The 15,471-nt window shown below is 61.8% G+C and carries 7 protein-coding genes; all 7 read right to left on the bottom strand.

Features of this window, described 5'->3' with window-relative positions:
• Positions 1-4: 4 nt before the first annotated feature.
• The 7 genes from glgB to IFT66_RS00780 all read right to left on the bottom strand — a co-directional run bounded on the left by glgB (position 5) and on the right by IFT66_RS00780 (position 15,196).
• Positions 5-2,212, bottom strand: coding sequence for a 1,4-alpha-glucan branching protein GlgB (gene glgB / locus IFT66_RS00750; protein ID WP_192077103.1), 2,208 nt, complete (start codon positions 2,210-2,212; stop codon positions 5-7).
• Positions 2,212-5,556, bottom strand: a complete 3,345-nt coding sequence (gene treS / locus IFT66_RS00755) for a maltose alpha-D-glucosyltransferase (protein WP_192076529.1) — start codon at positions 5,554-5,556, stop codon at positions 2,212-2,214. The genes glgB and treS overlap by 1 nt, the downstream gene beginning before the upstream one ends.
• A 23-nt stretch (positions 5,557-5,579) precedes the next feature.
• Positions 5,580-8,834, bottom strand: coding sequence for a maltotransferase domain-containing protein (locus tag IFT66_RS00760; protein ID WP_192076530.1), 3,255 nt, complete (start codon positions 8,832-8,834; stop codon positions 5,580-5,582).
• Positions 8,835-8,967: 133 nt separating this feature from the next.
• Positions 8,968-9,459 (bottom strand): cupin, encoded by a 492-nt coding sequence (locus tag IFT66_RS00765; RefSeq protein WP_062580184.1) that lies wholly within the window; start codon positions 9,457-9,459, stop codon positions 8,968-8,970.
• A gap of 225 nt (positions 9,460-9,684) precedes the next feature.
• Positions 9,685-10,785: a 3,4-dihydroxy-2-butanone-4-phosphate synthase gene (gene ribB / locus IFT66_RS00770; protein ID WP_062453643.1), complete on the bottom strand. Its 1,101-nt coding sequence runs from the start codon at positions 10,783-10,785 to the stop codon at positions 9,685-9,687.
• Between the two features lie 10 nt (positions 10,786-10,795).
• Positions 10,796-11,893 carry a chorismate synthase gene (gene aroC / locus IFT66_RS00775; RefSeq protein ID WP_192076531.1) on the bottom strand — a complete coding sequence of 366 codons (1,098 nt, stop codon included), beginning with the start codon at positions 11,891-11,893 and terminating at the stop codon, positions 10,796-10,798.
• A gap of 159 nt (positions 11,894-12,052) precedes the next feature.
• A complete protein-coding gene (locus IFT66_RS00780; protein WP_249406320.1) occupies positions 12,053-15,196 on the bottom strand; it encodes a putative bifunctional diguanylate cyclase/phosphodiesterase in 3,144 nt (1,047 codons plus the stop codon).
• Positions 15,197-15,471: the final 275 nt, after the last annotated feature.

A 15,471-nucleotide genomic window follows, 5' to 3' on the forward strand; every position in this document is an offset into this window, starting at 1 on the left:
GGACTTAACCCCGCCACCGCAAATACACCGTCGCAAGTGGCGGAATGTCGAGAGCGATGGATGCCGTCTTGCCATGCGCCGACTGGTTTTCCGTCCAGGCTTCGGTCTGGCCAAAATTGGTGCCGCCGTAGATCGCGGCATCGGTATTCAGCACCACTTCCCAGCGTCCCTCGAACGGCACGCCGATCCGGTAGCCATGCCGCGGCACAGGCGTCATGTTGGAAGCGACGATGATTGCCGAATGCCGATCCTGCGACAGGCGCAGCATCGCGGTGACGGAGTTTTCCGCATCGTCGGACACGGCCCATTCGAACCCTTCAGGATGGAGATCGCCATACTGAAGCGCTTGCTCGGCCGAATAGATCGCATTGAGATCGGCGATCAGCCGCTGCATGCCCGCATGATCGGGGCTGTCCAGCAGATCCCAGACAACGGACGCGTCGTGGTTCCACTCGGTCACCTGAGCGACTTCGCCGCCCATGAACATCAGCTTCTTGCCGGGATGTCCCCACATGAAACCGTAATAGGCACGCAGATTGGCCATCTTCTGCCAGTGATCGCCCGGCATCTTCCCGAACAGCGAGCCCTTGCCGTGCACCACTTCGTCATGGGACAGCGGCAGCATGAAGCGTTCGGAATAGGCATAGACCATGCCGAAGGTCAGGCTTCCGTGCTGGTATTTGCGATAGACCGGATCCTCCTCCATGTAATGCAACGTGTCGTGCATCCAGCCCATGTTCCACTTGAAATCGAAGCCCAACCCGCCGTGCTCGACGCTTTCCGTCACACCCGGCCAGGCGGTCGATTCCTCGGCCACCGTGAAGGCATGCGGGCAGCGCTCATGGATGATGCTGTTTAAATGCTTGAAGAACTCGACGGATTCGAGGTTTTCCCGGCCGCCATACTTGTTGGGGATCCACTCTCCCTGCTCGCGGCTGTAGTCGCGGTAGAGCATGGAGGCCACCGCATCGACGCGCAGAGCATCGATGTGGAAATGATCAAGCCATTCCAGCGCCGACGCGATCAGGAAGCCCTTCACCTCGTTGCGACCGAGATTGTAGATCAGCGTGTTCCAGTCCTTGTGGAACCCTTCGCGCGGATCGGCATGCTCGTAGAGCGCCGTTCCGTCGAACTGCGCCAGACCCCAGACGTCGGTCGGGAAATGCGCCGGCACCCAGTCGAGGATGACGCCGATACCGGCGGCATGGCAGCGATCGACGAAGTAGGCGAAGTCTTCAGGCGTGCCGTAGCGGCCGGTCGGCGCAAACAGCCCAAGCGGCTGGTAGCCCCATGATCCGCCAAACGGATGCTCCATGATCGGCAGCATCTCGATATGGGTAAAGCCGAGCTTCTTGACGTAGGGCACGAGGCGCTGGCTGAGTTCCACCCAGTCGAGCGTCCGGTTGCCTTCCTCGGCAATCCGCACCCAGGAACCGAGATGCACCTCGTAGACGGACATCGCGCCTTCGCGGGCACGGTCCTTGGCCTGTGCCGCCATCCAGTCGCCATCCGTCCAGCGGAACGGCTTGGACGAGGCGATGACGGAGGCAGTCGACGGTGCCGCTTCGGAGGCACGTGCGATCGGGTCGGCCTTCTGCGCCAGCATATTGCCGTGAGCGTCGAGGATTTCGAACTTGTATCGCTCGCCATGGGTCAGTCGAGGAACAAACAGTTCCCAGACGCCGGCCTGCGGCCGAAGCCGCATCGGGTGCCGGCGACCGTCCCAGGCGTTGAAGTCGCCCACGACCGAGAGACGGGTGGCGTTCGGTGCCCAGACGGCAAAACGAACGCCGGAAACCCCATCCACTTCCATCGGGATTGCGCCGAGCGTACGGCCGAGATCGTAATGGGTGCCCTGGCCGATCAGGTGCAGATCGAGATCGCCCAGCAGTGGCGCAAAGGAATAGGAATCCTCGGTTTCCTGGATCGCTTCCGGCCATTCGATGCGCAGGAAATAGGGCGCAGTCGAATTGGTCACGCCGGCAAACAGACCGCCGGGGTGGATGCTGTCCAGCTCCGCGACGACCTTGGCCGTATCGCGCTCGACGACCTCAACCGAAAGCGCCCCGGGAAGCAGCACCCGCACCACGGTGAGGTCGCCGTACTGATGGCGGCCGAGAATGGAAAAGGGATCACCATGACGGCCGTCGACGAGGGCCTGGAGGCCCTCCTCAACGGTTCCGATGATGAGGTCCGTGCGCTCGTATCGCATCACTCTGTCTCTCCCTTGGGTGCATCAGGGGTGGAATTGCTGTCGGTGTCGAGAAGCCGCGCCGCGATGGTCGCAAAACCTGCGAGCGGCAGGGGCAGCCACTTCGGCCGGCTGCGCACTTCGTAGGCGATCTCGTAGGCGGCCTTTTCCAGCAGGAAGAGGTCGAGGATTTTCGACCGCTTCTCGTGCGGGATGTTGAGCGAGTCGGACTTTTCCACAGCATCGAAATAGGCCTGCAGGAAGGCCGGTTCCGCCTTGTCGATGAAGCGGCTGACGAGCTCCGGATGACGGGCGTCGTCTACTTCGCTGACGACCTCCCGATCGAGATCGGCCGAGGCTGCGAGATAGCTGAGCGACCGCAAGAGGCCGGCCACATCGCGCAGCGGGTTGGACTTTGCACGACGTTCCTCGAGATCGCGGGCAGGTTCGCCCTCGAAGTCGATGATATAGGCGTCGCCTTCTGCCACCAGGATCTGGCCCAGGTGGAAGTCACCGTGGGTACGGGTCATCAGCGTCGAAATGGCAAAGCCGGACAGCGTCTCGACAAGGCCGAACAGGTCTTCGCGACGGCTGAGGATCATGCGTGCGTCCTCTGCGGCGCGACCTTCCAGTCCCTCGCTGTTCAGTTCGAGCATGGTCAGGCTCTGGTCGATCTGAGCCGTTACGCCCGCGCGCCATCTCGAGATATCGGCATCGCCAGCCCAGATCGGGCTGAATGCCTCGTCATCGGTCGGCTGGGCCAGTGCGACATGCAGCTCACCAAGCCGTGTTCCGATGGTGGCCGAAAGATTGACGAGCGGCTTGAAGTGCTCGTCGATCCCTTCGCCCTCGAGCCCGGTCACCACGATCTCGTCGATTGCGCGGCGCAGGTTGCCGAGCATCCAGTTCCAGGCATCGCCCTGATTGCGGATCGCGCGCTGCACGATGATCATCGTGTAGCGGTTGCCCTCCGGCGAAGTGCGGGCGACTTCGCCGAGCAGCTGTCCCGTATTCTGGTAGCCGACATTGGTGAGATATCGCGTCATCTCCACTTCCGGGTGGATGCCCGGGAAGATGTGACGGATCAGCTTTACCATGGCGAGATCACCGATGATCAGCGAGCTGTTCGACTGTTCGGCCGAAAGCCAGGTCACAGGCATGTCGTCGTTGAAGTTGAGCTGGTCGAGAGTGTCGGTGCCGACGAATTCAAGGGCGCCTGAAACGCCCGAGATCACGGCCCGTTCGGACAGTCCGCGGATAACGCCGCGCGCCAGCCCTTCCATCGCAAAGCCGTCGGTCAGGAAGCCGACCCGGCGACCCTGACGAATGCGGGCAAGCGCCAGCTGCTGGGCAAGCGCCGAAGGCTGGGTTTCATCCCAGGCGACGGCAAGCGGCAGGAGATAGGTATCCAGCTTGCCGGCAACATCGACCTCTAGCTCGCCGAGCAGGATGTTGTTGGCAAACGCGATCGGCGTCACGTTGGCAAGGCGCGCCGAATTGAGGATCGAGCCCTTGGAGCCGAACCAGCGGCGTTTCGAGAGGTATGGCGGCAGGATATCCTTGGCAAACATCTGCGACAGCGGCGAGTCTTCGCCGAGTTCCTGCAGGTCACGGCGAACGACCATGGTCACCATGTCCTGCATCTGCTCCGGCGGCTCCTTGCGCCAGACGGGGCCATCGGAAGTTTCCACCAGCTGGAACCAGAAGAAGCCGTAGGGCGGCAGCGTCAGCAGATAGGTCAGCTGACCGATCGGCGGGAACGGCGACATGCCGGACATCTCGATCGGCACCCAGCCGGCAAACTGCGACAGATCCAGCTCGACCGCCTGCGGCAGGCGCGACAGGTTCGCGACGCACAGGATCGTCTCACCCTCGTATTCGCGAAGATAAGCAAGGATCTTGCGGTTTCCGGGCGTCAGGAACCGCTGCGTGCCGCGGCCGAATGCAGCATGCTTGTTGCGCAGCGCCAGCATGCGGCGCATCCAGTTCAGCAGCGAATGCGCGTCGGCACCCTGCGCTTCGACATTCACCGCCTCATAGCCATACTGCGGATCCATGACCGGCGGCAGCACGAGACGCGCTGGATCGGCCTTGGAGAAACCGCCATTGCGGTCCGGAGACCACTGCATCGGCGTGCGAACGCCGTCGCGGTCGCCGAGGTAGATGTTGTCGCCCATGCCGATCTCGTCACCGTAGTAGATGACAGGCGTTCCGGGCATGGAGAGCAAGAGGCCGTTCATCAGCTCGATCCTGCGGCGGTCGCGCTCCATCAGGGGCGCAAGACGGCGGCGGATGCCGAGATTGATGCGGGCGCGCCGGTCGGCGGCATAGATGTTCCAGAGGTAGTCGCGCTCTTCGTCGGTCACCATCTCAAGCGTCAGCTCGTCATGGTTGCGCAGGAAGATCGCCCACTGGCAATTGTCAGGAATTGCAGGCGTCTGGCGCATGATATCGGTGATCGGGAAGCGGTCTTCCTTGGCGATCGCCATATACATGCGTGGCATCAGCGGAAAGTGGAACGCCATGTTGCACTCGTCGCCATCGCCGAAATATTCGCGCGTATCTTCCGGCCACTGGTTGGCTTCCGCCAGCAGCATCTTGCCGGGATGGGTGCTGTCGAGCGCCGCGCGGATCTTCTTCAGGATGTCGTGGGTTTCCGGCAGGTTCTCGTTGATCGTGCCTTCGCGCTCGATCAGATACGGGATGGCGTCGAGGCGGAAACCGTCGATGCCCGTATCGGCCCAGAAACGCATGACTTCGAACAGCTCTTCCAGAACGGCTGGGTTGTCGAAGTTAAGGTCGGGCTGGTGCGAATAGAAGCGGTGCCAGTAATAGGCGCCGGCAACCGGATCCCAGGTCCAGTTGGACTTTTCCGTATCCAGAAAGATGATCCGCGTTTCCGGGAATTTCTGGTCCGTATCCGACCACACGTAGAAATCCCGCTCCGGCGAACCGGGAGGCGCATGACGTGCCCGCTGGAACCACGGATGCTGGTCGGACGTGTGGTTGATGACGAGCTCGATCAGCACACGCAGATTGCGCGCATGGGCGGCAGCCACGAACGCCTTGAATTCGTCCACCGTGCCATAGTCCGGACTGACGCTGGTATAATCCGCAATATCGTATCCATCGTCACGACGCGGCGATGGAAAGAACGGCAGCAGCCAGATCGTGTTGGCGCCAAGCGAAGCGACGTGATCCAGCTTCTCATGCAGCCCCTGAAAGTCGCCGATACCGTCGCCATTGGCGTCGTAGAACGACTTGATATGCAGCTGATAGATAACTGCATCCTTGTACCATAGTGGATCGTCGTTCATCGCTTGATTCTGGTCCTGGCCCTGGTTTCGGCCGCTCGTGATGTCCATGATGTCTCCTCCCATTCTTGTCTTTAACGGACGCGCCAGATGGAGAATGGCAGGCCGGAGTGAGGGTCGAGGCGGATGCGTTGCACCTTGCCGGTCAATGAGAAGCGATCGCCGCCGATGACGTCTTCGAGGTCGAGAGTTCCGTGATCCGGAATGCCGAACGACCACAGCGGCAGTTCGATATCCGCTTCCTGCGCCTGATGCGGATCGAGATTGACGGCGATCAGCAGCACGTTCTCGCGGCCGGCACTGGCCTTTTCGAAGAACATGATGTTGTCGTTCCAGGCGGGCAGAAGCTGCAGGCCGAGATGCGAATGCAGCGCCGGATTTTCGCGGCGGATACGGTTGAGAAGCGCGATCTCGCCCTTGATGTTACCGGGACGGTCGTAATCCCAGGCGCGGATCTCGTATTTCTCGGAGTCCGCATATTCCTTGCGCTTGGCGTCCGGACGGCCTTCGCAAAGCTCGAAGCCGTTATAGACTCCCCAGAGGCCCGAGAGCGTTGCAGCCAGCGCTGCACGGATCAGATAGGCCGGACGCGGTGCGTTCTGCAGGAAATCCGGGTTGATATCGTGCGTGTTGACGAAGAAGTGCGGACGAAAGAATTCCTTCGGCTCTTCAGTCGTGATCTCGCGCATATACTGCTCGAGCTCCCACTTGGCATTGCGCCAGGTGAAGTATGTGTAGGACTGCGAGAACCCGACCTTGGCGAGACGGTACATCACCTTCGGCTTGGTAAAGGCTTCCGACAGGAAGGCGACGTCCGGATGGCGCGAGCGGATGTCGGCGATCATCCATTCCCAGAATGGAAACGGCTTCGTATGCGGATTGTCGACGCGGAACAGCTTGACGCCGTTATCGACCCACTTCTGGACGACGTCGCGCAGCTCGATCCAAAGCGAAGGCACCGCGTCCTTGGCGTAGAAATCGACGTTGACGATGTCTTCGTATTTCTTCGGTGGGTTTTCGGCGTAGCGGATCGTGCCGTCAGGCCGCCAGTCGAACCAGCCGGGATTGGACTTGAGCCACGGATGGTCGGGCGAGGCCTGGATCGCGAGGTCGAGAGCGAGCTCCAGCCCGTGGTCCTTGGCCGCATCCACCAGCCGGCGGAAATCCTCGAACGTGCCGAGCTCCGGATGGATCGCGTCATGTCCGCCATCTTCCGAGCCGATCGCGTATGGGCTGCCTGGATCTTCAGGGGCCGGCGTCAGCGTGTTGTTCTTTCCCTTGCGGTTGGTCGAACCGATCGGATGCACCGGCGGGAAGTAGAGGACATCAAAGCCCATCTCCCGTATGGCCGGCAAACGTGCGATCACGTCGTCGAACGTGCCGTGACGGTTCGCATCGCCGCTCTGGGAGCGAGGGAACACCTGGAACCAGCTGGCAAATGCCGCAGCCGTCCGTTCGGCATCGACCGGGATCGAGGTCGAGCGAACCCGATGCGGGCGGCGGTCGGCTTCCACCATCAGCTCGGCCGTGTCGGCCAGCAGTAGCGTTTCGGTCCGCTTCGGATCGTCCTGCGCCGTCAGCTTGTCGAACAGCACCTTCAGTTCGGTCTTGAGGTCACCCGTGGCATGATCCAGCGCATCAAGCACCAGATTGATGCCTTCCTGGATCTCCAGCCGCAGATCGAGCCGCGCCTCGTGCTTCTTGGTGAATTCGTAGCGGAAGATCTGAAAGGGGTTCTTCCAGGCCTCGATCGCAAACTCGTGGCGACCCATCCGCTTTAGCGGAAACTCCGCCGCCCAGCGGTCGTTGACGACGAGCGTCATCGGCACTTCGGTCCACTGGTCCTCGTCGGCCGCACGCCACATCACCGATGCCGACAGCGGATCGTGCCCGTCGCCGAACACGTCGGCTTCGACCTTGACCGTCTCGCCAACAACCCGCTTCACCACGAAACGGCCGTCATCCACCGACGGCGTGATCTTCTCGATCGCCAGCCGCGGCGTGGCTGCGGCCTCTGCTGCGGTGGAAACCGCAACAGCTTCGATGATCGGCTGCGAGGCATGGCCTTCGAAAACGCGAAGTTCGCCCGGCTTCAGCATGAGATCGGGCGCAAAAATGTCGGCGTCATTCCCCGGCGCCGTCAGCGGCAGGAAAGGGGATGCTGCTTCACGTAGCACGTTGAACGGAGCCTTGGTGACCCTGCGCAAATCGCGGTTCAGCATGACGACGCGGATCTTCGAAGATGCACGGATATCCTCATGGTCGGTCTGCAAGAGCGCCACAGCCTGGGTCTGGCTGGTGGAAATCAGCCTCAGCGGCTGGCGGCCAAACCCGGCCGATGTCTTGTTCGGCGCGGCATTGATGGCACGGATGTCGCTCGACAGGTCGAACACGCCCTGGTCCTTGAGTCCACGCAGACCCATTCCGTCACCGGTCAGCGGGTCGAGCGGGATGGATGAGCCGTATTCGAAGCCCATCGGCACCATGAGGCCGCTGGCGAAGGTCGACGCGAGCTTCAGGGCCCGGACCGCTCGGCGCTCCGACACTTCGGTTCCGTCAATGCCATGCGCCATGCGCTTGCCGAACGGGGCTTCCGGAAAGGTGATCTGGTAGCCGAGTTCGCGCTGCACCTCGTATTCGTCGAGGATCCAGCGTTCCTCCATGTTCCACCAGGCAAAGGACGAAAAGCTGCCGTCGAAGCCAACGCCCTTGAGCGCCTTGCGATCTTCAAAACTGGTGCCTGGCGTCCAGGCAAGGAAGATGGTGTCGGAGACGGCACTGCGGGCCGCAGTGATCAGGCCCTTCCAGACGTCAGGCGCGACCTTGCCAATGCCGATGCAGCGGAAGCCGGCGATGCCAAGCCCGGCCAGCCGCGCCAGTCGGCGGCGCCAGTCATCGAGCAGCTGCGTTTCATGAGTGATATCGATCGTGCGGCTGCCGCTTTCCTGTGGCGAGCGACGCGGGTCGAATACGACGGCGCTGCCTTGGTTCGAGGCATCGGCGATACGATCGATGGCAATGTCGAGCATCAGCTTGATGCCATGCTCTTTAGCGGCACCTGTCAGTGCCTTCACGCCGTCGTCGACGCTTTCCCCAAGTCCCAGCGCCGGATCAAGCCTGTCCAGGTCTCCGCTGACGAAAATGCTCGTGTCCGCGCCGCGTGCAAACAGCGGCGCGCTGAGGACCGTATCGAAGCCGAGATCCTTCGCATGGGCAAAAACCTGGCGCCAATCCTGCAAGCCTTTGAGCATGAGAGGATGCACGTAGTAGATTTGCGGCGGGAGCTTTGACAGCGGGGTGGACGAGGCGAATTGAGGACGCGTGTTCATCTTTATAGCCTTGGGTTGCCGAGCCGTAGAGCGGGTGGCGATCAGCGGGGTAACTGCAAGGCTGCTGTGCTTGTTCCGATAAAATTGTGCCTATCGGATTTTTGCGCACGCATTAGATGTACATGAATGAACCCTAACGGACCCAGTGCCGAAGGAGGGGGCCGTCGCGGCCACGGAGCGGATCGGTCTGCGGCACGGGAAGGCTCGAAATTCGGCTGAGACCCTCAGAATCCGCGGGTCCGGTCTGGAGATCCGCACGCTGTCCTGGCGGGTAGGCGCCGACAACCACGAAGTCGCGGCTGGCCTCCAGCCGCATGTGCCCGGTGCCGGCCGGCAACACGATGCAATCGCCGCCATGGACTGAGATTTCGGTGCCATCCGGACCGCCGATCAGCAGCAGGCCGCGACCATTTGCGATGCCGAGGACCTCGTGGGCGCCCGTGTGGTAGTGCTGGTAATCGAATACGCCATCGCGCCAGATGCCCTGCCAGCCGTTTTTCGCAAAAAGGTCTTCGAACAGGCTGGCGGGGTCGCCGACCAGAGGGTCGATGGCAAGGGCGTTGCGGTAGATCAGAGCCGGAAGGTGAGGGTGGTTGGGCACGAAGCCGCTCGGCGGAAACGTCATGCTCTCGACGGTCGTCCTTTCAGCGGAGACGGCGGGATCGAGGGCTGGCGGAACGATGTTCAGGCTTCGGGTCACGGACTTGATCCTTGCACGGTTGCGTCTGTCGGACGTCGCCGGCATTTTCCAGCAACGTCCTGAGACTGAACCCGTGCGCAAATGCGATGTTCCCGCGACAACCTCTATTTCAAAAGGTCAGCACGGAAACACGCTCCGCTCAGTGGCCGTTCAGCAGATCACGGTCTCGGCGATCTGGATGCCGAACCCTTCGAGGCCGACGTAATGACGTTCGCTTCTGGTCAGAAGCTTGATCGAAGACACGCCGAGATCGCGCAGGATCTGGGCGCCGAGGCCGATTTCCAGCCACTCGCTGTCGCGGACCTTGGCCTCCGCGTGCGATTCCTCGCCGAAGCGGACCTTGCGCGACGTCGTGCTGGCACCGACGCCAACCGAACCCTCGCGCAGATAGATGATGACGCCGCGACCCTCGTCGGCGATCTTTGCCATGTAACGGTCCACGGAGCGCGCCGCGCCGAACACATCGCGCGCCACGTCTTCCAGATGAAGGCGGACCGGAATGTCGACGCCGTCCCTGATATCTCCAAACACGATGGCGACGTGCTGCATCGTCTCCCAGGGCAGGGAGTAGGCGTGTGCCTTGGCCTTGCCCTTCGGGGTCTCGATGTCGAACGTGCCGTGCAGCTCGATCAACGTTTCCTTGCGCTGGCGATAGGCGATGAGATCGGCAACGGACACCTGCTTCAGGCCATGGGTGATCGCAAACTCCGTCACCTGCGGACCGCGCGTCACCGTGCCGTCATCGTTGACGAGTTCGCAGATCACGCCGATCGGCGGCAGGTTGGCGAGCTTGCACAGGTCGACGGCCGCTTCCGTATGGCCGGACCGCATCAGAACGCCGCCTTCGCGGGCAATCAGCGGGAAGATGTGGCCGGGACGCACGAAGTCGGCCGGGCCGACATTCGGGTTGGCAAGGTTGCGCACCGTCAGCGTCCGGTCGTCGGCGGAGATGCCGGTCGTCGTGCCGTGCTTGAAATCCACCGTTACGGTGAAGGCGGTCGTATGCGCGCTGTCGTTTTCCGCCACCATGGCGTTGAGGTTCAGGCGCTTGGCTTCGCTGCGCGGCATCGGCGTGCAGACGATACCGGATGTGTGGCGCACGATGAAGGCCATCTTTTCCGGCGTGCAGTGAACCGCAGCGACGATCAGATCGCCTTCGTTTTCGCGTCCGTCGTCATCGGTAACAACGACGATTTCGCCGGCTTCGAAGGCGCGGATGGCGTCGACGACGCGCTTCTGATCGTAGGGCATGTGATGATTCCTAGCGGGTTTTACCGGTCTGACCCCGGTCACGGAGAAAATGGTCGGCGATCGTGCAGGCCATCATCGCCTCCCCGATCGGCACGGCGCGGATGCCGACGCAAGGATCGTGGCGACCCTTGGTGCGCACATCCACATTGTTGCCATCAGCGTCGATCGACTGGCGCTCGCTCAGGATCGACGAGGTCGGCTTGATGGCGAAGCGGGCAACGATCGGCTGGCCGGTCGAAATGCCCCCGAGGATGCCGCCGGAATGATTGGAGAGGAAGATAGGCTGGCCATCGTTGCCCATCCGCATCTGGTCGGCATTGTCCTCGCCGGAAAGCTCGGCGGCGGCAAAACCATCGCCGATCTCGACGGCCTTCACGGCATTGATCGACATCAGGCCGGAAGCAATTTCCTGGTCGAGCTTGGCATAGATCGGTGCGCCAAGCCCTGCGGGAACGCCCTCCGCCACCACCTCGACGATCGCGCCGATCGACGATCCGGCCTTGCGGATGCCGTCGAGATAGGTTTCCCAGACAGGCACCATCTCAGGATCGGGGCAGAAGAACGGGTTCTCGTTGACCTGGCCCCAGTCCCAGTTGTCCCGGTTGATCTTGTGCTTGCCGATCTGCAACAGGGCTGCGCGCACGGTCATTCCCGGCACGACCTTGCGGGCAATCGCGCCGGCCGCCACACGCGCTGCCGTCTCGCGGGCCGATGAGCGGCCGCCACCGCGGTAATCTCGAATTCCGTATTTGAGATCGTAGGCAAAATCCGCATGGCCGGGGCGATAGCTGCGGGCGATCTCGCCGTAGTCCTTGGAGCGCTGGTCGGTATTCTCGATCAGCATGGAGATCGGGGTGCCGGTCGAGATCATCGTCTCGCCGTCGGCATCCATCATCACGCCGGAGAGGATCTTGACGATATCGTCCTCGCGCCTCTGGGTCACGAAACGCGACTGTCCGGGCTTGCGCTTGTCCATCCAGGCCTGGATTTCGGCAAGCGTGAAGCGCAGGCCGGGAGGGCATCCGTCCACGACACAGCCGAGCGCCGGCCCGTGGCTTTCGCCCCAGGTCGTGACACGGAAAAGATGACCGAAAGTATTGTGCGACATTTCACTAACCGGCTTCGGAGGGGCCGCCTCCGTCAATCTTGGACGTCAAACTTTGACGCGGATGTCTTATGGAAAAGGTCGGCGGGCGACAAGCCCTTCTTGCCCCATATCGGGCTGTCGATCCCGGACATGGATGCACGGCCGGCCATTCGGTGCCATTCATGCCGCCTGTTTGAGCCAGTCGGCTCTGGCCGCCTCAACGAATTCGTCAAAGGGCAGGGCCTTGGCAAAGGCATAGCCCTGCAGAAGGTCGCAGCCGAGTTCGCGCAGCAATTCCGCATGCTGCATCGTCTCCACACCTTCCGCCACCGTGTCGATGCCGAGCGAGCGGGCAATGTCGACGATCGAGCGAACCATGGTCCGCTCCTGCGGCGCTTCGAGGATCGGCATCACCAGCTGCCGGTCGATCTTAAGCCGCTTCGGTTTCAGCTTCAGCAGCGAGACGATCGAGGTATGGCCGGTCCCGAAATCGTCGATCTCGATGTCGATGCCCATTCCCTTTATGCGTTCGATATTGCCCGATACCGACACGTCGCCGTCGTCGAGGAAAATCGACTCCACCAGCTCGAAACAGATTTCGCCGGGTGTGATGGACAGCGACTCGAGGTTGGCGATCAGGTTTTCGTCATGCAGCCGCTTCGACGAGACGTTCACGGAGACCTTCGGCACCTTGAGGCCGAGCGCGGTCCACCGCATCTTGTCCTTCAGCACCGTCTCAAGCACGATCTGGTCGAGCACCGCCGACACGTTGAGGTCTTCGGCGATCCTCAGGAACCGCGCCGGCGCCAGGATGCCGTGATGCGGATGGTTCCAGCGCAGCAGCGCCTCGGCCCCGGTCAGTTCACCGGTTCTGGCGCAAAACTGCGGCTGGTACCAGGTCACGAACTCGCCGTTGTCGATCGCCGAGAGCACTTCGTCGGCGGTCCGTTTGTGGCTGACGATCTCTTCCTGCAGGTCGAGCGTGAAGAATTCGAAACGGTTGCGGCCGAGGCCCTTGGCCCGGTAGAGCGCGATGTCGGCGTTGACCAGCGTGCGTCGTGCATCGACATTGAGACCGGTTGCCTGCGCAATGCCGATCGAAACGCCGCACCGGCAGGAAAAGCCGTCGAAGTCGAAGGGCTGACGAAACTCGGCGATGATCCGCTGCGAAAGCTCGGCCACGTCCTCGATGGATGCGGAATTGTTCATCAGGATGACGAACTCGTCGCCGCCGATCCGCGCAACGATATCCTCGTCACGCACGTTGCGCGACAGGATCCGGGATGAATGCACCAGCATCGCGTCACCGGCGGCATGGCCCATCGTGTCGTTGATCTGCTTGAACCGGTCGAGGTCGAGATGAAGGATGAAGAACTTCTGCCGCTCCACCTGGCTTGCACGCGAGAGGTGGTCGAGTTCCATGTCCAGTTTGCGGCGATTCCCAAGCATCGTCAGCGGGTCGTGCAGCGCATTGTGCTCGATGCGGGTCTTGGCCATCTGAAGCTCGACATTGCGAGCATCCGATTCCGCTTTCGCAGACTTGAGCTCGGTCGTCATCACCGCATCTTTGGTCACGTCGAAGGCGAGCCCGATAAGCTTGCGTGAACCGTCGCGACCGATCACCAGCTGACCGACGGACCGGATATAGCGGAGGCTGCCGTCAGATTGCGGCACGCGAACGATCAGAGCCTCCTCGACGTCGCCGGAAAGGTAACGCATTGCCGCGTCAAGAGCACTCTGGCGATCCTCCGGAACCAGCAGAGACAGCCAGAAGTCGTGGGGAAGGGGGCCGGCAATCGGGGCAACGCCATAAAGCTGGCACATGCGAGCGTCCCATATCTCGCTGCCGGTTGCCGGATCATATTCCCAGACGCCGCATCCGTAGGAACCGAGTGCGAGGTCGAGCTTGCGCGACAGACCTTCCAGTTCCTGCTCCCGGTCCGACAATTCGTCGAGTGCCAGTTCGAGCTCGGCATTCTTGACCTCGCTATTGTCTTTCGCGTCGCGCAGGGTCTGTGCCATCGTCACGTCGGCGGTGACGTCCCAGACGATGCCGGTCGCTTGGATGCCGCGCTCGTTCTGAACCCTCGCGCCGGCGGAGCGAAGATGCCGGATGTCGCCGCCGGGCAGGATCAGGCGATAGGTCTCGGTCGATGGGCTGTCGGTGCAGAGAACTGTAAAGAGATGCGCTTCCGCGACAGCCCTGTCCTCAGGCGCGATCGATGCCATCCAGTCATCGAACCGGTTGCCGGTGGTGGCTGACGGATTGGCGTGGAGAGCGGCGGAGCGATCGTCCCAGGAGAGCTGCACACCCTCATCAGTCACTTCCCAGATGCCCATCATCGACGCTTCCATGGCAAGCCCGAACCGTCGCGACAGTGCAAACAGCTTGTTTTCGCGCAGCCGCAGCGTCTCGATATGCCGGTTGCGTTCCGAAATCAGCGAGGTCGCAATGAGCACCGGCAAGACGATCGCAAGCGATGCCAGCGCCAGGATCAACCGGAACCGCATCTGACCGGCGGGCGAAGCATTCCAGCCGACGCGCGGCGCCGCAAGGATCTGCCAGTCCGTACCCTTGACGGTGATCGACCACCGGACCGGATCGCCGCCCTTTACCGCTTCGATGCCGTAAAACACGGCCTGGTCGGCTCGACTGTTGTCGACGAGCGCGAGATCGAGCCAGTCGAAGACCGTCTCGGACGTTTGTGCCGCGTCGCCAACCTGAGGGCGTGTCGCGGGATCAAGCAGATCGGCGACATCGAGGACGAGAACCAGAGCGCCCCAGACCCCGGCTTCCTGTCCGCTGGCGGAAGGCACCGGCATGATGAGGGTAAGCCTGCCCGTCTGCGATCCGGTCAGCACGCTTGGGCGCGCCTTGTTGCCGGCCCGGTCGAGATCCGCCTTCAGACCAGCAAGATCGATACCGGTCTCACCGGCCAAGCTGTCGCGGCGGAAGAAGGTCGTTGGTGTGAATCCCGGTGCCGCGATCACTGCGGAAAGGTGCGGCAGGTCGGCGAGTGCCTGACGAGCGGAGGTCTGCATATCGTTGGGCTTGTATCCTGCCTGACCGATCAACGCATTGCGCAGGCTATCGGCGACCGCGAAATCAAGCTCCAGCCGCGAAGCGATCTGACGGGCCGCCGTGCCGGCCGCGCGTGTCGTGGCGGCGTGAATATCGTCGCGATGTTTCTGCACGAATCGGTGATCGAGGACCACCGCGGTGACGATAACTGTCAGCGAAACGAGGAAGGCTGCGACGGCAGGCGCGCATGCACTGCTGAAAGGGCGAAACCTTTCGGTAATGGAGGAACGCCAGAGCGCCAAAACTGAACACCTTCTCGTTAACTCTTGTGACCGGGTATAACTGTATTGTGGCGCAGTTAATTTCCCATTCCACATCCGCCTTAGAGCTGTGAAGCCGCGTTTTATTGCAAATAGTTGGTAAACGCGGTCACTAAACGTTCGATTTGGTCTTGAGACGTCTTGAATTCGGAAGAATATGGTTAATAATCAAACTGTTGTTTGTAGCGAAAATGTCATGCTGGCGAGCAATTTTCGCCACAATCGGCAGGCTATCTTGCACCGAATTAGTACAGACC

The sequence above is a fragment of the Rhizobium sp. CFBP 13726 genome (assembly GCF_014841925.1).
GTDB classification, from domain to species: Bacteria; Pseudomonadota; Alphaproteobacteria; order Rhizobiales; family Rhizobiaceae; genus Neorhizobium; species Neorhizobium soli.

What these genes read in the sequence shown, in the direction of transcription:
- treS (WP_192076529.1), bottom strand. Translation starts at nt 5,556, where the DNA reads ATGGACATCACGAGCGGCCGAAACCAGGGCCAGGACCAGAATCAAGCG.
- ribB (WP_062453643.1), bottom strand. Translation starts at nt 10,785, where the DNA reads ATGCCCTACGATCAGAAGCGCGTCGTCGACGCCATCCGCGCCTTCGAA.
- IFT66_RS00765 (WP_062580184.1), bottom strand. Translation starts at nt 9,459, where the DNA reads ATGACGTTTCCGCCGAGCGGCTTCGTGCCCAACCACCCTCACCTTCCG.
- glgB (WP_192077103.1), bottom strand. Translation starts at nt 2,212, where the DNA reads ATGCGATACGAGCGCACGGACCTCATCATCGGAACCGTTGAGGAGGGC.
- IFT66_RS00760 (WP_192076530.1), bottom strand. Translation starts at nt 8,834, where the DNA reads ATGAACACGCGTCCTCAATTCGCCTCGTCCACCCCGCTGTCAAAGCTC.
- aroC (WP_192076531.1), bottom strand. Translation starts at nt 11,893, where the DNA reads ATGTCGCACAATACTTTCGGTCATCTTTTCCGTGTCACGACCTGGGGC.